The sequence below is a fragment of the Agarivorans sp. QJM3NY_25 genome (genome assembly GCF_050870875.2).
GTDB lineage: Bacteria > Pseudomonadota > Gammaproteobacteria > Enterobacterales > Celerinatantimonadaceae > Agarivorans.
Genome location: NZ_CP194041.2, coordinates 1,238,905 through 1,262,026, shown reverse-complemented (window position 1 = coordinate 1,262,026; position 23,122 = coordinate 1,238,905). Strand labels below are relative to the sequence as shown.

Here is a 23,122-nt window from a genome sequence, read left to right as displayed (position 1 = left end):
CTTATGTAGTTATCTATTACTTCACGTGAATAAGTATTAAAGTTGCGATAGTGCTTCTTTAACGCCCAATGTTTTTATATTGCTAAAGGATTCGGTAACCAGTGATTGCACATTGGCTAAACGAGTGAGGTCAACACCCCAGTGTTCTGCCATCGATAAAAACCCTTCTATATTTGAAGCATGGTTATCTGATTTTTTACGCCAAACACTAAATTTATCTAATAAGTCTTGATTATCGGAAAGTGGAATATCTTCATCATTTCTTTTCCCTAAATAAAAGCAATACAATGCAGCCAAACTAAAACAAAGATGTTTAGGCGCAGAGCCATTTTGCTGAACATAGCTAATAAGCTGAGGCAATAAGCGAGTCTTAAATTTAGTTAAAGAGTTAAGTGCAATCGAAGTTAAGTAGTGTTTGATAAATGGGTTTTTGAATCGGCTAATAACACTTACTTTAAACTCATCAAGCTCTTGTTTATCCATGTTAAGAACAGGAATAATTTCGTCATCAAGTAAGCACTCTAGGAACTCGGCAATTTGAGGATCATTTACCGACTCGCTCACCGTATCTAAACCAGCAAGATAAGCAACTGGTACCATCGCCGTATGTGCACCATTTAAGATACCGACTTTTCTTTCTTTATAAGGCTTAATATCTGAAACAATCTTTATATTCAGTGGGCACTGCTCTAAACGAAGTTTTTCATTCAGCCAACTTGGCCCTTGAATCACAAATAAATAAAAATGTTCCGCAGCGACTAGAAAATCATCATGATAACCAAGTTCAATGTCGAGTTGATTAATTTCATCTTTTGGAAAGCCAGTCACAATCCTATCTACCAGCGTAGAACAAAAAGTATTGGCCGTATTAACCCAAGCAATAAACGCTTCTGATAACTGCCATTGCTGGGCGTATTTTATCACGAACTCTTGTAGCTTTTCCCCATTATAATCAATTAGTTCACAGGGTAAAAAAATCAAACCTTTATCTTCGCTGCCGTTAAAATGAACGAAGCGATGATGCAAAAATTTTGTCACCTTCGCGGGAAAAGATGTCGGTGGGTAATCAGTCAGTTGGTCATTTTCATTGAAGCTAATCCCAGCTTCAGTGGTATTTGAGACTACCCATTCAAGCTCTGGGTTCTGTGCAATAGCCATCACCTGGTCAAACTCACCATATGCCAACAGCTCTCGATTGACAGAGCTAATCACTCTAGGCTGAGAGATACTTTCGCCGACTTCATTAATTCCTCGAATCAATGCCGTGTACAAACCGCCTTGCTGGTCTAACTTAGGGTGTCCGGCATCAATTGGCCGAACAATGGTAATACCTGCATTAAAATCGGTATGTTCGTTCAATAGATCAAATTGCCAATCTATAAATGCGCGTAAGAAGTTACCTTCGCCAAACTGAATTATTTTCTCAGGCCGGGGCGGAAAAACTGCGCTATCTCTGGTTAATCGTTGTTCCATTACTTTATTCCTATGCGATAGGGAAGCTGTTTGTCGGACAGGTGTTATCGAATGTGTTTGAAGTGTATTTGTTAAAAATAAGCTTTTATTAAACAAAGTAAGCAAACGTGTCATCGATCATTGTTATCTGTTTTTTATCTGTTCTTTATGATTTTAATAGCTAGCGAATGAGCAAATAAGGCATTCAATTTACCTATATCTCCCAGAAACTAAGCATTAAGGAATTTTTATCGGTTTTTTATTGATTTAAATACAGCGATGGGAATAAACTGATTACGTCGGACAGGGTAACTTGCATAAAGGTGCCCATGAAACAGTATATTCAACTCCATCCTCAAGATAATGTTCTAGTTTGTTTAGAGCCTTTAAACAAACAGCAACAATTAGTCATTGGCAATAAAACCATCGAACTCAGCAGCGATCTGGATCGAGGCAGTAAAGTTGCACTCAGCGACATTGCCGCAGGTTGTAACATTATTAAGTATGGTTCGGCGATCGGTCATGCCAGTGTCGATATCCGCCAAGGTGAATGGGTACATACCCATAACATTAAAACCAATCTTGCCGATACCCATCAATATCACTATCAACCCATCACTTGTCCGCCGGCGGATATAAAACAGGCTGAACGCTCCTTTAACGGTTATCAACGCCCTAATGGTGATGTTGCCATTCGCAATGAAATATGGGTGATCCCAACGGTTGGCTGCGTAAACGGCATCGCTCAACAAGCGATCACTCTATTCCGAAGCAAATACCCAGACTTAGACTGCGATGGTGTTTATTTATTTCCCCATAATTATGGCTGCTCCCAGCTCGGTGATGATCACGAGAATACCCGCCAAATATTAGCCAATATGGTGAAACACCCAAATGCAGGCGGAGTTTTAGTGATGGGGCTAGGCTGTGAAAATAATCAAGTGGATGCCTTTAAACAATTAGTCGGAGACGTTGACCACGAACGCGTGAAGTACATGGAAGCGCAGCGAGAAAACAATGAAATCACTGCGGCGGTTGCGCAACTAGAGAAAATTTATGCGGTGGTGAAACAGGATCGACGCACCCCAATGAGTATCGGCAAACTTAAAGTAGGTCTCGAATGCGGGGGCTCTGATGGTCTATCCGGTATTACTGCTAATCCCTTACTTGGCCGATTCTCTGATTACCTCATCAGCCTTGGTGGCACTTCAGTTTTAACCGAAGTACCTGAAATGTTTGGCGCAGAACATCTATTATTTGAACGTTGTATCGACGAACCCACTTTCAGCGCTGCCGTAGAAATGATTAATAGCTTCAAGCAATATTTTATCGACCACAAGCAGCCGATTTACGAAAATCCATCTCCCGGTAATAAAAAAGGTGGTATTTCAACCCTTGAAGATAAATCGATGGGCTGCACTCAAAAAGCTGGCTCTAGCGCGGTCATGGGCGTATTAAAATATACCGACAGGCTCACGATTCCGGGGCTTAATTTACTGAGTGCTCCAGGTAATGATGCCGTAGCAACCTCGGCATTGGCCGCCAGTGGCTGCCATATCGTATTATTTTCTACCGGTCGAGGAACACCTTACGGCGGCTTTGTTCCCACCTTAAAACTTGCAACAAATTCAGAGCTTGCCAATAAAAAACCACATTGGATCGATTTTAACGCCGGGGCCTTAATTGACGGCCAAACAATGGAACAGCTATTAGAAGGTTTTATTGATTTAGTCTGTGATATTGCCAATGGAGCGCCAACTAAAAATGAAGTGAACGGCATTCGTGAACTGGCTATTTTTAAATCGGGGGTCACTCTGTAACGCGAACGCCGATAAATCCCACCAACTCATTGACCTAGCCGTTCATTCTCGGTTAGGTCGACTACACCTTCGGTTTGAGCCGCTCGCAAATTCCATAATTTCACGCAGTAAAATATCGGCATGTGATCGCGAATACTGATCGCCTTATCCCCTTGCAATTGCTTAATGTTGTCTAACCATTGCTGCACCGATTCACGCACATGCTGATTTATGTCAGGAAGCTTCATGCTTAAGGCTTTGCGCCGACTTTCCTGAGTTTTAATGGTATCCCAAATCAGTTGCTTGTATTCTTCAGCGGTTTTTTCTGGTCGTTGAAAACGCAACTGTTGATCTGCTTGAATATAAATCAACTCACCTAAATCATGATAACAAAAATGCAACGCAGGTAGATTGGGCGGCAGCATCGGGATGGGATCTTTCGCATGCTCCACACGCCATACAGGCCTACCTTTAAGCAAATCCGTAAAAGCTTGATTGCCAACCCGCGGCGCACCAAAAATATATAAGCCAGTGGCTTGTTTCACTTTAGCAAAACACAAGCTAGCCAGAGCGCCCCCCAAGCTATGACCCGTCATCCAAATAGCACGATCTGGATTTTCAGCAATACGCTGTTGAATAAACCTTTGTAATCCTTCGGAGCCCCCCCATATTTCATCTAAGGCTTTAGAAAACCCAGTATGCACTTTGCCACCTTGCGAAAATGAGCTTGGAATAGCCTGAAGATTAGTACTCATCTCATACAGCATAGAGAGCGATTTAAGCTCGGTGCCGCGAAAACTAATCAGCAAACAACACTCATTCCAAGCGGCCATGCATTCGGTGCCAGTTCCTTTAAAAAAATGAAAATGTTCAAAGCCTGCCAACTTAAACGCCAAACGCGCAAACCCGGGATGGGCGTAAACTAATAAGGCACAGTCGGCTAACCAACTTGCATTCACTAAAGAAAAGCTTTGATTATGTGCCTCAAATGGAGATGTCTCTGCCTCATCAAAGTAACAGTAATCCATATCTGGCGGTACAATCGGGTAGGTTTTTGGGTCGGGCAACGGTTTTATCAATGTCGCAACTCATGATGAATCAAAGCCAAATTATAGCGCTTTCAACGGCCAACTTTAAAGTAAGCCCATCAACTCATTCGAGTTTAATATCAACACCGCGAAAGCCGCAGCAATAAATAAGCAATATCCCTTTTAAAATCACGACAAAGCACACCGAAACCATCACATATCAAGGATTAAAGAGGACTCATCGTAGCGAATACTGTCCATTGCACGAGGTTCATTTCTGAATGGAGAGCAATTCAGATATGACTGATTCGTTGCTTAGACGTAAAAAAAAACACTCCAGACAGAGCAGTTTAAATGACTATAAATGTGGCTGACCTGACTATCTCTTGTGTCTAATCCAATTAGACAGATAACACCCATAACCAGAAGCAAATACCAACAAAATGGACAATCTGAATAGCACTGCTTTTTTCAAAATGCTTCCTGCTTTACATGCCCGAATTGCCCCTTAAAACTCTTTTGTGTTTTTCATGATATAAATCCCGATTATTTAGTATTAATCGATCGGTACTTCCTTCGAAATGTAGCCCAATAATGTATCGAGATTGAAAACACTGATTCATCATATTCCTTGTAAAGAGAACTGCTTATGAAAAGTAACAGCGCCTTGTTACAGCAAGGGAATCACTAGCCATTGGCATATACCAAGCTAAAAACTAACGGATGATGGCTGGACAACGATGTTCTTTTCATGATTGCGAAGCACTGCTTTGCATCATTTTCTCAACCAAGTAGTCGACAAATACACGAACCCTCGCAGGGATATTTTGACCACCGATGAAAACAGCATGAATGGATTCTCGGTCTTGGGGATTAAAATCTTCTAATAAAGGCACTAACTGTCCATCGGCCAAAAGCTGTTCAATATGAAAATTACCTACCCGAGTAATTCCAATTCCTTGTAGCGCGAGTTCAACGAGAGTTTCACCGTTATTTGCGATGATATTACCGCTTACCGGTAGCATAAAATCCTGACCATTTTCTCGAAACGGCCAGCCGGGTTCTAAGCGTCGAAAACTAAAATCCAAACAATTATGATATTTTAAGTCCGCTGGTGTTTGTGGAATACCTGCATCAGCAAGATACTCGGGTGAAGCGACCACGGTTCGGCCGGTCTCTCCCAAGCGACGGGCATGCAGTCCACTGTCTGGTAATGGACCAAAACGGATAGCAATATCGGTATCGCCTGCACTCACATTACTGATTTGATCGCTGACATCCATCTCGACCACAATATTGGGATAGCGTTGCAGAAATTCCTTAAACAAAGGCACGATGCTTAGCCGACTATGTGCCGTCGCAGTGCTGACTTTGATGATCCCACTGGGGCGTCCACGGTTAGCGAGCGCTGATTCTGTATCGTCTAAATCTTTTAAGATCCTGCGGGCTGCAAGTGCGTAAGATTCACCTTCACTGGTAAGATGAAGGCTGCGTGTACTGCGCACAATCAGACGAATACCGAGTCGTTTTTCAATTCGAGTCATGATACGGCTAACTGCTGATGGGCTGAGCCCTAATTCTCTCGCTGCACCACTTAAGCTGCCAGTACACGCTACCGACAGAAAGGTTTCCATTTCTGCGGTTCTATCTGTTTTGCCCTGTTTCATTTGTGATTCCAATGCAAAGCTGTGTGACCATTCAACAGGATATTCATAGGCTAGCGATTTAGCTATATTCCTTTACATCATAAATTAACGAGATTTTATATGAAATTCAATGCTCCTTTGTTCGCACTTGCCATTGGTGCTTTTGGTATTGGTGTGACCGAGTTTTCCCCGATGGGGATGTTACCGGTTATTGCCCACGATTTAGCGGTTTCGATTCCTACAGCCGGGTTGCTAATTAGTGCATATGCCTTTGGGGTTTTAATTGGGGCCCCAGTCATGACGTTGGCGTTTGCCAATATGTCACGCCGACGTTTACTGCTGCTGTCGATGGGTATTTTTACCTTAGGTAATTTGGTGTCCGCGATGGCCGATAGCTATACCACATTAATGATTGGACGAATCGTCACGTCATTCAATCATGGTGCTTTCTTTGGGGTTGGTGCTGTCGTCGCAACCAGCATAGTTCCAATAGAAAAGCGTGCGGGTGCCGTGGCGGCGATGTTTTCAGGACTCACCCTTGCAACCATTGGTGGCGTTCCTTTGGCATCATTTATCGGTGAAACCATTGGTTGGCGTCCCGCTTTTTTCGCCATTGCTGCAATTGGCTTAGTGACCATGTTCGCCTTGAGGATTTCATTACCACCACTTGCTAATGAGCGTAAAGTGAACATGCGTGATGAACTTCGGGTATTAACCAAAGGCCCCGTACTGGCGGCGTTACTATTAACTGTCGTCAGCGCCAGTTCAATGTTCACCGTATTTACTTATATTGTGCCAATTTTGCAAGATGAAACGCATGCCTCAACGGCTTTTGTCACTGCGATGTTGATGTTGTATGGCTTAGGTCTCGCCATCGGAAATATTCTCGGTGGTCGCTACGCGGATCGCTCGCTGGATTTAACGCTGATCGTCTCTTTGGTTTCAGTGATTGTCTTACTCGCGATTTTTTCAGTAAGCACATCATCTCAGATACTCGCGGCACCCTTGATCTTCCTCTGGGGCATTGCCAGCTTTGCTATGGTTCCACCATTGCAGTCATTGGTTGTGCAGGAGGCCAAAGAAGCGCCCAATCTGGCATCTGCAATGAATATTGGTGCCTTTAATCTTGGTAATGCGCTTGGCGCAGTGCTCGGTGGGGCAGTGATTAGTGCGGAGCTAGGATTGTCTTCGGTTCCTTTAGCTGGTTCTGGCACCGCAGTGCTTGGCTTGATTATGGTTTTGTACTTCAGACGTGGGCGTCTTCATCAAAAAAAATCTAGCTTAGCAGACGCTTACTAGCCCTTATTTATCACCACAGAATGCCATCAGATATTGGCTAAACGTTGGTAATCTTCGTCATTTTGAGGGTGATAAATATTTAATCGACCGCTAGTCGTATCGCCACTAAAGCTCCACCATATTTGTTTTTTAAGCGAGAGCAAACCTAGTTCGGCATGTACAAAATCAAACTGAAACTGTTCCGGCTGTAGCACGGTATTGCGCGCCCATGCTTCAGTAAAAATAGCTGAGGTATTCTGAAAATGACAGACCCGTTTTTTTAAGATCAGATCATTGGAACGTGAGGCGCTTGCACTGCGTAAAAAGCCAGCCATCCGGGTCAGTTGCTCTGCCAGAATATGCTTATCGTTGATCTGTAAAAACTGCTGCCATTTGCTGTGAGTCATGGTGAGATAGATATAATTTCGCTCTTCTTCCGGAAGAGCATTCACATCAAACCCACACAATCGATTAAATGATTGATTACATTCAATAATGTCGAAATAGTCATTCACCAGCAAGGCCGGAAGCGGATTCAACTGTGTTAAAAGCCGCTGCGTTTCTCGAGTGATATACATACACGGATCTTTGACCTCGGTTTGCCCAGATAAGGCAAGCGTCTTGAGGTATTGTTCTTCTGATAAGCTTAAACGCAGTGTCTGACAGAGCGCTGCGAGTACTTCAGGAGAAATACCTGCAGCCTTTCCTCGTTCGATTTTGCTATACCACACGGTACTTATCCCTGCGATAGCGGCCACGTCTTCGCGTCTCAACCCGGGCGTTCGAGTGCGAGCTGGTTTGGGGAGCCCTATCATCTCTGGCGCTAAATTCTCTCGTTTACGACGTAAAAAATCGCCGATAACTTGCAAGTTATTACCGAGCATCTTCTATCCTGATATCAATTATACGTGTCTAAGTAGTTTCTTGTACGACTCTAAATTCCACTCATAATAGCGCGACATTATGATTTGAAATACGTTTCAGGGACCTTTTATGAACCTTAAGCATCAATCGCTTTCAATATTTGCTCTTTTGCTATTGGTCATGGGGCAACTTTTACCACAGATCGATTTTTCTATTGTGAACGTCTCACTTGATGTGATGGGGCAAACCCTAGTCACGGATGAAACAGGACTAATGTTAATTGTTGCGGTGTATGCGCTTAGTTTTGCAACGCTGATTGCGACGGGCGGACGCCTAGGCGAGCGTTATGGTCGAAAGCGTCTATTTATGCTTGGTATCGTTGGGTTTTGTGTTGCTTCTGCAGTATGTGGGCTTGCGACAAATATTATTACGATGTTGGCTGGTCGTCTTTTACAGGGCGTATTTGCCGCCTTATTGATGCCGCAAATTCTTGCTACGATCCATGCAACCTTAGCGGGTGAGCGTCATAGTCGTGCGGTTGGGCTCTATACGGCAATCGCTGGGCTTTCGGTCGCGATTGGGCAAGTGCTTGGAGGATGGCTTGTTTCCGCTGATTTATTTGGCTTAAGCTGGCGGGTTGCATTTTTTGTTAATATTCCAGTGTGCCTGCTGATTTTAGCTGTAGGTTATTTCATTATTCCTGAAACCCGTGCAGCGCATAAACCGGAAATGGATTTGGCTGGCATCACCTTATTCGCACTGTTGTTACTCTGTTTATTACTACCAGTGACGTTGGGCGAACGATGGCCAACGCTATGGTGCTTATTGCTTGGTCTATTCCCTATCGGCTGTGGCTTATGGGGCATAGAAAAACGCAAAGAAATCCGCGGTCAACAACCACTCTTCCCTCCTTCATTATTTAAAACGCCAATGGTGATGAGCGGTTTCATGGCGGAAGCAACTGTTACCTTTACCTATCCTGGGTATCTGTTTGTAACCGCGCTGTGCTTGCAAACAGAGCTTCATTTTACGCCACTTCAATCAGGTAATAGCTTTATTGCCTTGGGAATCATGTTCTTTGTCGGCTCATTACTCAGTCGACCGATAACACAGCGCATCGGTCACTATTGGAGCTTTGTCCTTGGCGTGGTTTTATCTTTTCTCGGTTTCTTACTTACGCTTGGTTTGTTCTGGTTATTTGGGAGTACGCTACAGGTGTGGCATCTTGTTAGCGCAACTGGTTTAGTCGGAATAGGGAACGCCTTGATGCTTACCTCCGCTTTTCGAATTGCCCTTTCTCATGTTGGAAAACAGCATGCTAGTGAAGCAAGTAGTGCATTAATCACCGTACAGCAAGCATGCTTTGCTCTCGGAACCGCTTTTTTTGGCGCAATTTACGCAGTCATGTTATCGCATGGTTATCTGGTCGCGATGGCAACAACAACCGGATTGCTTTGTACATGGCTATTCATCATTGGCACGCTCATATTTTTTCAAAGTCCAAAACTAAGCTCTGTGCAGTCAAATGGTTCAACTAAAATTACGGCCGATGTCGGTACTGGTTTCATGCCATCGGATACCTAATGATGAGACCGAATAGACCAAAACAGCCATTCGAACCTTCCGCTCGTTAGCCGCGGTGTCTTGATTGTTGGTAAAAAACCAGGCGCAGCCTGGTTTTTATGACTTGGCAATAAAGCTATGATTGCCATGGTATTTCACGAACTTCAAGCGAAGTGTTTGGCGTGAAACAGCAGGTGAGACTCAATAAAGCTGGCGATAAAAAAATAGCTATGGTCGTAACCAGTATGCATATTGAGGCGTAAGGGATAAGCGCTTTGCTTCGCCGCTGCCGTTAATGCTTCTGGTTTTAGTTGCTCTGCTAAAAATTGGTCTGCCTCTCCCTGATCAACCAACGCAGGAACAAACTGCTTCGCTTCACTCATGAGCAGGCTAGCGTCGTATTCTGCCCAGTGTTGCGGATCACTGCCTAAGTAAGCGGTAAAGGCTTTTTTACCCCACGGCACCGCACTAGGATTACAAATAGGGCTAAATGCCGATACCGAACTAAAACGTTGCGGATTGCGCAAAGCAATGGTTAAGGCGCCATGTCCCCCCATCGAGTGTCCAGCAATTGCCCGCTTGCTACTGACCGGAAAACAGGACTCAATTAATGCAGGCAGTTCACTCACAATGTAGTCGTACATGTGGTAATGCTGCTTCCATGGGGCTTGGCTGGCATTTAGGTAAAACCCCGCGCCCTGGCCTAGGTCGTAAGCTTCATCATCGGCCACCTCGTCACCACGAGGGCTGGTATCGGGCGCAACAATGGCAATGCCTAACTCGGCAGCCATACGCTGTGCACCAGCTTTCTGCATAAAGTTTTCGTCGTTACAAGTTAGCCCTGACAGCCAGTACAAGACCGGTACTGGCTGCTTAGCGCTAGCCTGTGGCGGCAAAAAAATCGCAAACTGCGCGAGCCCATTTAAACTGCTCGCGCGGTGGCTGTAGCGTTTGTGCCAGCCCCCAAAGCTTTTATTGGCACTGATAAGTTCAATGTCGTGCATTTAGCTTATCCTTATTGGTCAAAGTGAATAAAATAACAGTGCCAATACGCTTGGTTTAATGCATTAGCACACTGTTTTGCATGTGGTTTATTCATTATTTATCGAAATGAATAACACTACGAATACTCTTCCCTTGGTGCATCAAGTCAAAAGCTTCGTTAACTTTATCTAAGGCCATGGTGTGGGTAATAAAATCGTCTAGCTTAAACTCTCCAGCCATGTAACGTTCTACATACTCAGGTAACTCGGAGCGACCTTTTACACCACCAAATGCCGAGCCTCTCCATACACGCCCTGTGACCAACTGGAATGGTCGAGTTGATATTTCTTGGCCGGCACCGGCAACACCAATAATCACCGACTCGCCCCAACCTTTATGGCAACACTCTAAAGCGCTACGCATCAGGTGAACGTTACCCACACATTCAAACGAGAAGTCGACACCACCATCGGTCATATCGACAATCACTTCTTGAATTGGCTTGTCGAAATTTTTTGGATTAACACAATCGGTCGCACCAAGCTTTTGGGCTAATTCAAATTTCGATTGGTTAATGTCGATAGCAATAATGCGGCCCGCTTTGGCCATCTGAGCGCCAATAATGGCGGATAAACCAATGCCACCCAAACCAAATACTGCCACAGTATCGCCCGCTTGAACGTTGGCGGTGTTGGCGACCGCGCCCATCCCAGTGGTCACGCCGCAACCTAACAAACAGACTTCTTCGAGAGGTGCCTCTTGGTTGATTTTGGCGAGTGAGATTTCCGGTAATACCGTATATTCACTAAACGTCGAGCACCCCATGTAATGAAAAATCGGCTGACCGTTGATAGAGAAGCGAGTGGTTCCGTCGGGCATTAGCCCCTTGCCTTGAGTTTCGCGGATCTTTTGACAAAGGTTGGTTTTACCCGATTTACAAAACTTACATTCGCCACACTCTGGTGTATAAAGCGGGATCACGTGATCGCCCACCTTAACGCTGCTTACCCCTTCACCAATCGATTCGACAATGCCGCCGCCTTCATGGCCCAGAATCGCCGGGAATATCCCTTCCGGATCATCGCCCGATAAGGTAAATGCATCCGTGTGGCATACACCTGAGGCAATAATTTTTACCCGCACTTCACCCGCTTTAGGGGGGGCTACATCAACAATTTCCATTTTTAATGGTTGGCCAGCAGCCCATGCTACGGCAGCTTTTGATTGAATGGTTTTGGCAGTCATCGCGCTTCCTCACTATGTATTCGTTGTCGCCTAAAAGGCGTATTCATCACAATATTATATTTGTTTCTTAATTGGTGATAATCTAGCAATTCATTAATTCACTTTTACTGTGTAGTAACAATATCGGCCAAATCATTGCTTGATGATGGCTGGTAATGTTTAAGCAATCAGTATCTGCAACGAGGTTGGCCGCTATGTTCCAGTGGGACGGTATTAACGAGTTTGTTTCGGTCGTTGAAACCGAAAGTTTCACTGCTGCCGCACAACGTTTAGGTATTTCTACCGCCCAGGTGAGTCGTCAAATTTCTCAACTAGAAATACGTTTAGCCACTAAATTGTTTTATCGCACCACTCGGCGAGTATCGGCTACCGACAGTGGCCTGTTGTTTTATCAACAGTGTAGGCCATTGATCGAGGGTTTGCTTGACGCCGAGCGCAGCTTAAACAACTTACAGAATACGCCTCGTGGTAAGTTACGTATGACCGCACCGGTGACCTTTGGTGAACAACATATTGCACCAGCGGTGAATGATTTTTGCCTGCAATACCCAGAGTTGGAGGTATCACTCCAACTCAGTAACCAAAAGATTGATTTAGTGGATCAAGCCATAGATTTGGCGATTAGACTGGGCGAACTGCCCGACTCGAGTATGATGGCGAAGCGCCTCGCCCAGCGCAGCTTGCATGTTTGCGCTTCCCCAGCCTACTTGGCGCAACATGGCTCACCGCATGTGGTGAGCGAGTTGGCTCAGCATAACTGTTTACAAGGAACTATCGAGTACTGGCGGTTTGTGGAACGGGGAAAAGCGATGGCGCTTAAAATAAGCGGGCGGCTGCAGTGTAACAATGGTTATGCCTTGCTGGATGCCGCACTAAAAGGTTTGGGCATTGTGCAATTGCCCGACAGTTACGTTAAAAAGCATTTACAAAGTGGAGCTCTGATTGAGCTATTAATACCTTATCAAAAAGGCCCCGAAGGCATTTGGGCTTTATACCCACAAAATCGACATCTATCTAATAAAGTGAGTTTAATGTTATCTCATCTACAACAACGCTTGGCTGAGGTTTAATCTGGCTTTGCGAGACCAGTATGAATCGTCGGGGGCTGTTGACTCATTGCTGGTAGCTACCATGGCAAATAATGATGGCTAAGCCTTGGTTCAACAAGCTTAGCCATGACTCTGACCATCTTACGGCGTAGCAAAACCTGTATCGCCGCAAGTCTCGATATCACACCACAAATCTGCAAGGCCTTACAGGTTCTTAATTTTCTGCCAAATTTGCGAGTGAATTTCGATGCCACCCTGCTGTTGGTGTTTATCAATATAGGCTTGAATCTCTGAACCACCGATCTTAAGCCGCCCGACCTCGGCAGGCTCAGCACTCATGACATAATCGCGGATCCGCTGCATCTCTTGAGCAAAACGATGACTCTCCATGGTTTTACTCAGATCGATGGCGATCAAGAATTGCGATACCCCATACTCTTCAGTTTGATCTTCCGTTAAGGCTGGTACCGATAAGCCGCCACTAATCGCGGTGATCATCATATCTAATACGATAGACATCGACGACCCCTTCCAGAACCCCATCGGCAACACCCGTTTATTGTTCATCAATACTTGCGGATCTTTGGTCAAATTGCCCTCGTCATCGAAGCCGCCATCCACCGGCAAGGGCTTATCGGCGAGATGATGATTTTGAATTTGACCATAAGAAAACTGGCTCATCGCACAATCGAGTAAAACCGGCGGATCGCCTGCAATCGCCATGATCAATGGATTATTTCCGATGCGACAATCTTTCCCTCCCCAAGGCGGCATAATCGCCACGGTGTTGGTCGCGGCAATCGCAGCAAAGCCCTGACGAGCCATCTTCAAAGGGTAAGCGCCACCACGCATCCAATGATTTGAATTGCGCATACCCACCATGCCAATCCCAAACTGCTTGGCCAGTACCATGGCACGATCAGCACAAATATGACCATTCAATACACCAGGACCGAGATGACAATCCCACTGCTCCAGTGCGCCCATGCTGGCAACACATTCCGGCTCTGCATTTAGCTTGATTTGACCTTTATCCACTTGCGAGATAAACACCGGGAAGCGATTAATGCCATGCGAGTAGACCCCCTCATTGGCCATATCCACAAAGCCGGTCGCCAATTGCTCAGCCCGGTCGGGATTCATATCTCGCGCTAATAAAACGCGTAAATATTCACTGTGTAGTTGTTCAATTGTTACTAGGGCCACCGCTTATTTCCTCTTCGCGAATACCATGTTAGAACGCTCAATCATCCCAAACTTGTCTCGAAAAAACTGGGAAGAACAAGACATAAATTTGACTAGGTGTTGATTTTACTAAAAAATCCCTTAGTACTTCGAGCACAATGTTGTTCAGCCAGCATTATCGCTCCTCGCCAAGCCTTAAACCACGGCCTGCCTTTAATAGTCATCCCAATAAGGACACTCTCCATAATACTCGCTGATGAAATCAACAAAACTGCGAACCTTACTACTTAAAAACTTACGATGGGCATAAACCACATAGAGTCCCAGTGGATCGGGGGCATAGTCGGGTAATATTTCCTGCAACTCCCCCTGGCTGATAGCTTTACCAGCGATAAATGAGGGCTGAATAGCAATTCCTCCGCCATGGATCGCCGCATTTACCAATAAATCGCCATTATTGGAGATCAAGGTCGAGTTTAACTTGTTGTAACCCAGTACCTGTTCAAACTTAGCAAATAAACTTGCGCTATCGGCATAGCTATAACTCAGATAACGATGATCCATTAATTGTTGGGAATTTTTGGGGATACCATATTGCTGCAGGTACTTGGGGGCGGCACATACCACGATTCGAATATCGGTGATTTTTTTAGCGATCAATGAAGAACTCTGCAATTTACCAATCCGTAATGCGATATCGTAGCCATCTTCAACAATATCGATTTTTTTATCGCTGAGTTGCAAGTCGATATCCACCTGCGGGTAGCGCTGCTGATAATCAACGACTAACTTCGGTAAGTGATGCATGCCAAAGGACATAGGTGCGGTAATTCGAAGTTTTCCTGAAGGCTGTCCTTGCTCATGGGCAAGCGCATTGTCCATCTCCTCAAGGTCAATTAATAACTGAGTGCAACGTTCAAAATAAAAACGTCCGGCCTCGGTCAAACTCAATTTACGCGTAGTTCGGTTCAGTAATCGCGACTGTAGATTGTCTTCCAAATGGGAGACATATTTACTCACCAACTGAGGAGACAAACTTAAGTGTTCAGCCGCTTTCGCAAATGAGCCCTGCTTTACCACACTCACAAAGGCTCTCATGGTTTGTAGCTTATCCATATTAACAACCATACATTGATAATCACTCAACAAATATAGCATTTATCAATGAAATACCAAGCATTATAGTTAGCACAACTTAGTTAATTAAATTCCCAGTGAAGGACATACCATGAATACTCAACTCTTAAACAAACTTGTTGCTAGCAAAGCCAGCTTTGCTCCTCTAATTCTGCGCCTACCTTTAGGTTTGATACTGGTTGCCCACGGCTCGCAAAAACTGTTTAGCTGGTTTGGTGGTTATGGCCTTGAAGGCACCGGCCAATGGATGGAAAGCGTAGGGTTTGCACCCGGCTACCTCATGGCTTTAATGGCTGGCAGCGCCGAGTTTTTTGGCGGTATTGCTTTACTACTTGGCTTACTAACCCGCCCTGCTGCCCTGGTACTTGCATTTACTATGCTGATGGCGATGACAGTACATATTGGTAATGGCCTGTTTTTAGCCGCAAATGGTTATGAGTATGCATTAACCCTGTTAGCGGTCACTTTGTTTTTAGCTGTTCAAGGCGCTGGGCGCTTTGCTTTAGACAATAAAATCCATGCGCTGCTTAGTGCTAATAAATAACCCTAAACTTAACCCATATTGAGGACTTGATTATGTTAGTCGAAGGCGTTTGGACAGAAAACTGGCAACCAGTACAGGCAAAAGATGAGCAAGGGCGCTTTGTACGCCAAACCTCTAGCTTTAGGCATTGGATCACCAAAGATGGCGCCGCTGGCCCCACAGGTGATGCCGGCTTTAAAGCAGAGAAAGGTCGTTACCATCTATATGTTGCGTATATCTGTCCTTGGGCTTCCAGAACCTTGATGCTTCGGGAACTCAAACAACTTCAAGACTATATTTCGATTAGCATCGTCAATCCGGTGATGACCGATCAAGGCTGGCAATTTGATGGTTATGCCGATGCGACTGCCGACCATTTAAATGGCTATCAATTTGCTCACCAGCTGTACACTCACGCCGATCCTAAATTCACCGGCAGAGCGACGGTTCCGGTACTGTGGGATAAACACAATAATGTGATTGTAAACAATGAATCCGCAGACATCATTCGCATGTTAAACAGTGCCTTTGATCACCTCACCGGCTCAAAATTGGATTTATATCCTGCTGAGCTGGCCGAGCAGATTGATACACTGAACGAAGAGATTTATCACCTGCTCAATAATGGCGTGTATAAAGCGGGCTTCGCCAGCTCGCAGTTTGCGTACGAAGAAGCTTACCAAGGCGTGTTTAACACTTTAGATAAACTAGAAGCCAAATTAGCAGATGGTCGTTCATTTTTATTCGGTGAACAACTCACCGAAACCGACATCAGAAGCTTTGTAACCTTGATCCGTTTTGATGCTGCCTATTATGGTTTATTCAAATGTAATCGAAATCTGATTGCCCAAATGCCCTATTTATCCAAATATGTGCAGCGAATTTTGGCGCTTGAGGGCATTAGAAATACAGTTAATATTGAACATATTAAACAAGGCTATTATTCACTAAAAGCACTCAACTCAGCAGGTATCGTGCCTAAGGGTCCGGAGAATATTGCATGAATCAGGTCAGCAAACAGCCAGCTCTGTTTATTTCCCATGGCTCACCGATGATGGGCATTGAGAATAGCGCAACTAGCGCTTTTCTCAAAAACTTGGGTCGGCAATTACACAAACCGGATGCTATTGTGGTTTTTTCTGCTCACTTTGATGCTACTGCAGATATCATCATTAACAGTGCAACAAAACCAAAAACCATTCACGATTTCTATGGTTTTCCCGAGCAACTTTATCAACTGCAATATCCGGCGCCGGGTGCGCCAGACTTGGCAAAACAAGTCGCAGAGCGCTTACAAAGTCAGGGGTATCAGCCAATACTGGACGAACAGCAGGGCTGGGATCATGGCGTATGGATCCCGCTGCGTTTAATCTACCCGCAAGCGGATATTCCAGTGCTACAAATCTCTATCAACAGTCGCTTAAGTAGTCAGCATAACTACCAGCTAGGTCAAGCCTTAAGCTACTTATCTGAGCAAAATATTTTACTGCTTGGCTCTGGAGGGATTAGCCACAACCTGCGAGAAGTGTTTGCTAGTATTCCTGATCCACAGCGGGTTGAAAAAGTGACGGCGTTTACTCAATGGGTAAAAGAGAAACTGTTAGCGAAAGATATCCCAGCTTTGTTGGATTATCAAAATCAGGCACCTTTTAGTCGCTTTAATCATCCAAGCGTTGAACACTTTGTCCCGCTGCTCTCGATTTTGGGGGCTTGGAACGAAGGCGATAAAGTTCACCAGATCCATCAAGACGTCGAACTTGAAATTTTGGCCTTGGATGCTTACGCCTTTAGCTAAGCATCTAACTTTAAAATAATACCAATCACAATAAATAAGTGCTCTTGTATTCGCGCAGCGAAGATCTTGATTTGCAGCTCATAACTTTCACCCGCAAACATAGAGCCAAACTTAATCGAGTTGGAATAACATCCTACTTAAACTGATTTGCCTTCTGCTATCGCTTCCTCCCTGTAGCGATAGCAACTTTTTAACTTTGTTTGGTAACTGATCAGCATCACCAATATTCAAGCCAATCGCCCCTCACAAACAGCGCTCAATCTGTCACCGAGCACTAAAACATGTAAATTCTAGTTAACACCTTCATCAATAATGCTTGATTAGACAATGGCAAGCTTACTCGATACTGTTAAACTGGCTAGAAGCGTTTTAATGTTGAAGCTTTACTCTTACTCAATTTAAACAATCCTGAGAACGAGCCCTTCGCTTAGTCTTCTCAATAAGGAATAAACAATCATAAATTTAATTGAATTCTAGAGCAGTATTGATCCCACATTAACCGCTGATTCATGCCGATGGTGACATAACATTTGATCTGCTTTGTTTAAGAATCACTAAACAACGGCAACAGCATGAATAGGTCAACCCCCTTAAATACTCACTGAAAAAGGATAATCAGATGATTCGTCGTTTATTGAGCTTCGCTTTATTGATATCGACTCATTGTATGGCTCAGAGCCAAAGCAGCGATGCTTACGCCCCCGAACTTGCCAGCGGTTCGAGCCAAAAAACCGCGTTTATCGCCCATAAATTTATGGTCTCAGCCGCCAATCCGCTAGCCGCTGAGGCTGGCTATGAGATACTAAAAGCGGGTGGAAGTGCCGTAGATGCGATGATTGCAGTACAAACCGTTCTGGGTTTAGTCGAACCCCAATCTTCTGGTATTGGTGGCGGAGCATTTGTACTGTATTACGATGCTACAAAGCAACAAATCACCAGTTTTGATGCTCGTGAGAAGGCTCCAGCCAAGGCTTCGCCTTCCTTATTTTTAGATGACAATGGCAAGCCATTAAAATTTTATGATGCCGTTGTGGGGGGGCGATCCGTTGGGGTGCCGGGGGTGGTAGCCCTATTTGAAACCCTGCATCAACGCTATGGAAAAACCGAGTGGCCTCAATTATTTTCACCCGCCATCGGCTTAGCACAACAGGGATTTAGAGTTAGTCCTCGCTTAGCCACACTGATTGCCGGTGATACTCACCGACTCGACCGCTATCCTGGTGCTCGAAACTACTTTTATGATGCCCAAGGTAAACCCTTAGCGGTCGGCCACCTACTCAAAAATCCAGCCTATGCCTCGACCTTAAATTTAATCGCCAAACAAGGGGCGAAAGGCTTCTATCAAGGCGTAACCGCAAAAGCAATGGTCGCAGCGGTACAACAGGCAGCAGCTAATCCGGGGCTGCTCAGTGAAAGCGACTTAGCCGCTTATCAAGTCAAACAACGCCCCGCTTTATGTAGCCCTTACCTACAATATTCGGTCTGCGGCATGGGGCCACCAAGTTCTGGCGCAAGCACCGTCGGTCAAATCCTTGGAATTTCCGCTCACTACCCACTTGATAAATGGGGCCCCAATAATATTCAAAGCTGGCGGATCCTCGGCGATGCTTCAAGACTCGCCTTTGCCGACAGAGCGAAATACCTTGCCGATAGTGACTTTGTAAGCGTACCAAGTACCGCCCTACTCGCCCCCCAATATTTGGCGAAACGCGCTCAATTATTAAAAGGTGATAAGGCCCTTAGCAGCGTGTCTGCTGGAGATGTGGCAGCTTTATCCGCCCAAGCATCAAACTTCAGTATCGAACTTCCCTCCACCAGCCATATCAGTATCGTCGATCGTGAAGGTAATGTATTATCGATGACCACTAGCATCGAAAATGCCTTTGGCTCACGGCTGTTCGTTAATGGCTTCCTATTAAACAACCAACTCACTGACTTTTCTTTTATTGCCGAAAAAGATGGCCAAGCAGTGGCCAATCGAGTTGAAGCCAATAAACGCCCACGTTCATCGATGTCTCCAACTATCGTACTGCAAAACAACCAGCCGATCGTGGCTATCGGCTCGCCCGGCGGCAGCAGTATTATTGGTTACGTAGCTCAAACCTTAGTGAGTCATTTAAACTGGGGCATGAGCTTACAGCAAGCCATTGAGCAAGCGCACATCAACAACCGTTTCGGCGTATATGAATTGGAAGCCAATAGCGCTGCGGTGGATAAACAAGCGGCATTAGAAGCCTTAGGTTACCAAACCAAAATAAAAGCCATGACCTCGGGTCTACAAGGGATCAGGATTTACCCAGATAGGTTGGTTGGCGCAGCCGATCCTCGCCGTGAAGGTATCGCAAAAGGGGACTAAAAATACATAAACAAAAACAGCGCTGTAAAGCGCTGTTTTAAATATCGCATCATGCCTAGCACGCGCTTTAAATAATCCGATGTTCATCTAACATCGCTTGGCGCGCTTTTTGTTTCTGTTCGACTAAAGCCATCTTGGCTTTTCGTTTATCGCAAGGCTCAGGACAATCACAAACCTTTTCAATTCCAAGCGATGCGATACCACCGCAACTCCCGCTAATGGTTTTCTTCTGAAAAATATAGCCCACAGCCATCGCGGTAATCACCACAACAAAAAACACAAATGTCACAAGAAAATAAGCCATTCCGACAGTACTCCTTCGTTTATTGTTGGATGATAAAGGGAATAAAAGCTGAACTAAGGTGTTCAACAAACTCATCCCCTTGCTTATCGATAATATAAATCGCCAATTGATGCTTTTCGGCAAAAGCTAAGGCTTGATCCACCCCCATAACCGTAAGCGCCGTCGCGTAGCCGTCTGCCATCATACTGGTAGCAGCGATCACTGTGACCGATACAATATGATTGGCAATCGGCTGACCCGTTTTAGGATTAATGGTATGCGAGTAACGAATACCATCTTGCTCAAAGTAATTACGATAATCACCCGAGGTTGCAACACCGTTATCTCCGGGCGCTATAATTTTTTGTACTGCGCGTTGCTCTACCACTGGTTTTTCTACCGCGATCCGCCAGCTCAGAGCCTTGTCATTATGACCCTTTAAGCGTAGCTCACCACCAATATCCACCATGAAATTATGAAAGCCTTCACTCTCGATCAATTCAGCAACACGGTCAACACCATGGCCTTTAGCAATCGCGGAAAGGTCGACGTATAAACTCGCTAAATCTTTACTCAGTAATTGGCCATTTAAAGCAAGGTGATGATAACCAATGCGCTCTCTGGCTTGTTTCAGCGCTTGCTCATCGGGACGTTTGTTGGGACGACCTTCTGGACCAAAGCCCCATAAATTAACCAAAGGACCCACCGTGACATCGAAAGCGCCAGCTGACTGTTCTGAGATCTGTAATGACGCTGCCATCACTTTAGCTAAATTTGCCGAAATGTGTTTCGGTTCTCCACTTTGAAATTGATTAAACAAAGACAATTCAGAGTTCGGTAAATAGGTTGACATTTCTAGATTAACTTGGCGTAGCAACTTATCAATTTTTTGCTGTAACGCTGCGCCTTTCGGTAACTGATCTCGAGGTTCAACCACTTTAATTTGATAGTAAGTTCCCATAGTGCGCCCCTCAATTTGTAAGGTATACAAATTGTTTTGCTCACTACAGCCACTAACGAAAAAAGCTAGCCCAATAAGGGCTAGCCAAAACTTAATCATTCTCACCAATTAACCACCAAAGTCATCAAGTAGAATGTTTTCATCTTCAACACCGAGCTCTTTAAGCATGTTAATCACCGCAGCATTCATCACCGGAGGACCACACATATAGTATTCGCAGTCTTCAGGCGCATCGTGGTCTCGTAGATAGTTTTCAAACAAGACATTATGAATAAAGCCAGTTTTACCTTCCCAGTCATCTCCCGGTTGTGGGTCAGACAAGGCTACATGCCACTCGAAGTTTTCATTCTCGCGAGCTAGCATATCAAAATCTTCTTCATAGAAAATCTCTCGACGAGAACGAGCCCCGTACCAGAAGCTAATCTTACGCTTAGAGCTAAGACGCTTAAGCTGATCGAAGATATGCGAACGCATTGGCGCCATACCTGCACCACCGCCAATAAACACCATTTCTGCTTCGGTATCTTTGGCAAAGAACTCACCAAATGGCCCAGAAATTGTGACTTTATCACCCGCTTTTAAGTTAAAGATAAACGACGACATTTTACCACAAGGTAGGCTCATGTTGTTTGGCGGCGGCGTTGCAATCCGCACGTTCAACATAATAATACCTTCTTCCTCTGGGTAGTTGGCCATTGAGTAAGCTCGAATGGTCTCGTCATCTACTTTTGATTCTAAATTAAAGAAGCCAAAGTGTTCCCAATCGCCACGATACTGCTCTTCAATATCAAAATCTGAATATTTTACATGGTGGGCCGGCGCTTCAATTTGAATATAACCACCCGCACGAAACGGAACTGACTCACCATCAGGGATCTGCAACTTCAACTCTTTAATGAAAGTAGCTTTGTTGTCATTAGAGATAACTTCGCAAGCCCATTTTTTCACCCCAAAAATTTCTTCGGGTAAAGAGATCTTCATGTCTTGCTTGACGTTCACCTGACAAGCTAAACGCATGCCATCTGCCGCATCTCGCTTACTGATATGATCAAGCTCGGTGGGTAAAATATCACCACCACCTTCATGAATATGCACGTGACACTGGCCACATGAGCCACCACCGCCACAAGCCGATGATACAAAAATGCCTGAATTACCCAGTACACCCAGCAATTTATTACCCGCCTGAGTAGTAATTGCCTTGGCTGGATCATCATTAATAAGAATTTGTATGTCACCAGAACTTACCAGCTTCGACTTAGCAAACAAAATGATTGTCACTAAAGCCAAGACAAGCAAGGTAAACATGGTTACGCCGAGAATAATTTCCATCGACTAATTTTCCTTGTAGTTATTGGCCGTCTTAAAGCTGAACGCCCGAGAACGACATAAACGCCATCGCCATCAAACCCGCGGTAATAAAGGTAATCCCTAAACCACGTAAGCCATCAGGCACATCTGAATACTTCATTTTTTCACGAATACCCGCTAAAGCAACAATCGCTAACATCCAGCCAATACCACTACCGATACCATACACAGCGGACTCAGCTAAGCTGTACTCACGTTGCACCATAAATGAAACACCACCAAAGATGGCACAGTTCACGGTAATCAGTGGTAGGAAAATACCCAAGGCTTGATACAGTGCAGGAAAGTACTTATCCAATACCATCTCAAGAATTTGTACTAACGCAGCAATTACCCCAATAAAGGTAATGAAGCCAAGGAAGCTTAGATCGGCATCGGGTAAACCAGCCCAATCCAGCGCGCCAGGTGCTAACAAATTGAAATAGATAATTTGGTTTACCGGTACCGAAATACCCAGAACCACGGTGACCGCAACCCCTAAACCAAAGGCTGTTTTAACTTTCTTTGAGACGGCTAGGAAAGTACACATCCCTAACAAGAAAGCCAGCGCCATATTTTCAATAAAAATAGAGCGCACTAACAAACTAATATAATGTTCCACGC

20 protein-coding genes are annotated in these 23,122 nt (G+C 44.8%); 8 read left to right on the top strand and 12 right to left on the bottom strand.

Features of this window, described 5'->3' with window-relative positions; genetic code table 11:
• Positions 1-36: 36 nt before the first annotated feature.
• On the bottom strand, positions 37-1,473 hold the full coding sequence (locus ACRRSW_RS05820) for a tagaturonate reductase (RefSeq protein WP_432458862.1): 1,437 nt from the start codon (positions 1,471-1,473) through the stop codon (positions 37-39).
• 308 nt (positions 1,474-1,781) lie between these two features.
• Here ACRRSW_RS05820 and ACRRSW_RS05815 point away from each other — a divergent pair, with 308 nt between their 5' ends.
• Entirely contained in the window at positions 1,782-3,272 is a 1,491-nt protein-coding gene (locus ACRRSW_RS05815) for a UxaA family hydrolase (RefSeq protein WP_432454138.1), read from the top strand.
• 26 nt (positions 3,273-3,298) lie between these two features.
• Here ACRRSW_RS05815 and ACRRSW_RS05810 read toward each other — a convergent pair whose 3' ends face one another.
• Both ACRRSW_RS05810 and ACRRSW_RS05805 read right to left on the bottom strand, forming a co-directional pair.
• Positions 3,299-4,318, bottom strand: a complete 1,020-nt coding sequence (locus tag ACRRSW_RS05810; RefSeq protein WP_432458861.1) for a lipase family protein — start codon at positions 4,316-4,318, stop codon at positions 3,299-3,301.
• A 710-nt stretch (positions 4,319-5,028) separates the two neighbouring features.
• Entirely contained in the window at positions 5,029-5,946 is a 918-nt protein-coding gene (locus ACRRSW_RS05805) for a LysR family transcriptional regulator (RefSeq protein ID WP_432454140.1), read from the bottom strand.
• A gap of 99 nt (positions 5,947-6,045) precedes the next feature.
• Between ACRRSW_RS05805 and ACRRSW_RS05800 the strand changes: the two genes are divergently transcribed.
• Positions 6,046-7,224 (top strand): MFS transporter, encoded by a 1,179-nt coding sequence (locus ACRRSW_RS05800; protein WP_432454141.1) that lies wholly within the window; start codon positions 6,046-6,048, stop codon positions 7,222-7,224.
• A gap of 26 nt (positions 7,225-7,250) precedes the next feature.
• Here ACRRSW_RS05800 and ACRRSW_RS05795 read toward each other — a convergent pair whose 3' ends face one another.
• On the bottom strand, positions 7,251-8,087 hold the full coding sequence (locus ACRRSW_RS05795) for a helix-turn-helix domain-containing protein (protein WP_432458860.1): 837 nt from the start codon (positions 8,085-8,087) through the stop codon (positions 7,251-7,253).
• A 109-nt stretch (positions 8,088-8,196) separates the two neighbouring features.
• Between ACRRSW_RS05795 and ACRRSW_RS05790 the strand changes: the two genes are divergently transcribed.
• Complete coding sequence (locus ACRRSW_RS05790; protein WP_432458859.1) at positions 8,197-9,651, top strand: MFS transporter; 1,455 nt, start codon at positions 8,197-8,199, stop codon at positions 9,649-9,651.
• 143 nt (positions 9,652-9,794) lie between these two features.
• On the opposite strand, the gene fghA is transcribed toward ACRRSW_RS05790, so the two are convergent.
• Both fghA and ACRRSW_RS05780 read right to left on the bottom strand, forming a co-directional pair.
• Positions 9,795-10,634 (bottom strand): S-formylglutathione hydrolase, encoded by an 840-nt coding sequence (gene fghA / locus ACRRSW_RS05785; RefSeq protein WP_432454144.1) that lies wholly within the window; start codon positions 10,632-10,634, stop codon positions 9,795-9,797.
• A 94-nt stretch (positions 10,635-10,728) separates the two neighbouring features.
• The gene (locus ACRRSW_RS05780; protein WP_432458858.1) at positions 10,729-11,859 is read right to left on the bottom strand and encodes an S-(hydroxymethyl)glutathione dehydrogenase/class III alcohol dehydrogenase; all 1,131 of its coding nucleotides are present in this window, start codon (positions 11,857-11,859) and stop codon (positions 10,729-10,731) included.
• A 194-nt stretch (positions 11,860-12,053) separates the two neighbouring features.
• Between ACRRSW_RS05780 and ACRRSW_RS05775 the strand changes: the two genes are divergently transcribed.
• Positions 12,054-12,929, top strand: a complete 876-nt coding sequence (locus ACRRSW_RS05775) for a LysR substrate-binding domain-containing protein (protein WP_432461097.1) — start codon at positions 12,054-12,056, stop codon at positions 12,927-12,929.
• 183 nt (positions 12,930-13,112) lie between these two features.
• On the opposite strand, the gene yiaK is transcribed toward ACRRSW_RS05775, so the two are convergent.
• Complete coding sequence (gene yiaK / locus ACRRSW_RS05770) at positions 13,113-14,114, bottom strand: 3-dehydro-L-gulonate 2-dehydrogenase (protein WP_432458857.1); 1,002 nt, start codon at positions 14,112-14,114, stop codon at positions 13,113-13,115.
• Positions 14,115-14,306: 192 nt separating this feature from the next.
• Positions 14,307-15,209, bottom strand: a complete 903-nt coding sequence (locus tag ACRRSW_RS05765) for a LysR substrate-binding domain-containing protein (protein WP_432454147.1) — start codon at positions 15,207-15,209, stop codon at positions 14,307-14,309.
• A 112-nt stretch (positions 15,210-15,321) separates the two neighbouring features.
• On the opposite strand from ACRRSW_RS05765, the gene ACRRSW_RS05760 reads away from it, so the two are divergent.
• The 4 genes from ACRRSW_RS05760 (at position 15,322) to ggt (ending at position 19,904) form a co-directional block, all read left to right on the top strand.
• Positions 15,322-15,774 (top strand): DoxX family protein, encoded by a 453-nt coding sequence (locus ACRRSW_RS05760; protein ID WP_432454148.1) that lies wholly within the window; start codon positions 15,322-15,324, stop codon positions 15,772-15,774.
• 32 nt (positions 15,775-15,806) lie between these two features.
• The gene (locus ACRRSW_RS05755) at positions 15,807-16,757 is read left to right on the top strand and encodes a glutathione S-transferase family protein (RefSeq protein ID WP_432458856.1); all 951 of its coding nucleotides are present in this window, start codon (positions 15,807-15,809) and stop codon (positions 16,755-16,757) included.
• Complete coding sequence (locus tag ACRRSW_RS05750) at positions 16,754-17,548, top strand: DODA-type extradiol aromatic ring-opening family dioxygenase (RefSeq protein WP_432458855.1); 795 nt, start codon at positions 16,754-16,756, stop codon at positions 17,546-17,548. The genes ACRRSW_RS05755 and ACRRSW_RS05750 overlap by 4 nt, the downstream gene beginning before the upstream one ends.
• Before the next feature lie 619 nt (positions 17,549-18,167).
• Positions 18,168-19,904: a gamma-glutamyltransferase gene (gene ggt / locus ACRRSW_RS05745; RefSeq protein WP_432458854.1), complete on the top strand. Its 1,737-nt coding sequence runs from the start codon at positions 18,168-18,170 to the stop codon at positions 19,902-19,904.
• 67 nt (positions 19,905-19,971) lie between these two features.
• Here ggt and nqrM read toward each other — a convergent pair whose 3' ends face one another.
• The 4 genes from nqrM to nqrE form a co-directional block, all read right to left on the bottom strand.
• Positions 19,972-20,208, bottom strand: a complete 237-nt coding sequence (gene nqrM, locus ACRRSW_RS05740) for a (Na+)-NQR maturation NqrM (protein ID WP_432454152.1) — start codon at positions 20,206-20,208, stop codon at positions 19,972-19,974.
• A gap of 19 nt (positions 20,209-20,227) precedes the next feature.
• Complete coding sequence (locus tag ACRRSW_RS05735) at positions 20,228-21,148, bottom strand: FAD:protein FMN transferase (RefSeq protein WP_432458853.1); 921 nt, start codon at positions 21,146-21,148, stop codon at positions 20,228-20,230.
• Positions 21,149-21,256: 108 nt separating this feature from the next.
• Positions 21,257-22,480 (bottom strand): NADH:ubiquinone reductase (Na(+)-transporting) subunit F, encoded by a 1,224-nt coding sequence (gene nqrF, locus ACRRSW_RS05730; protein ID WP_432454154.1) that lies wholly within the window; start codon positions 22,478-22,480, stop codon positions 21,257-21,259.
• Between the two features lie 31 nt (positions 22,481-22,511).
• Entirely contained in the window at positions 22,512-23,120 is a 609-nt protein-coding gene (nqrE, locus tag ACRRSW_RS05725; RefSeq protein ID WP_432454155.1) for an NADH:ubiquinone reductase (Na(+)-transporting) subunit E, read from the bottom strand.
• Between the last annotated feature and the right edge of the window lie 2 nt (positions 23,121-23,122).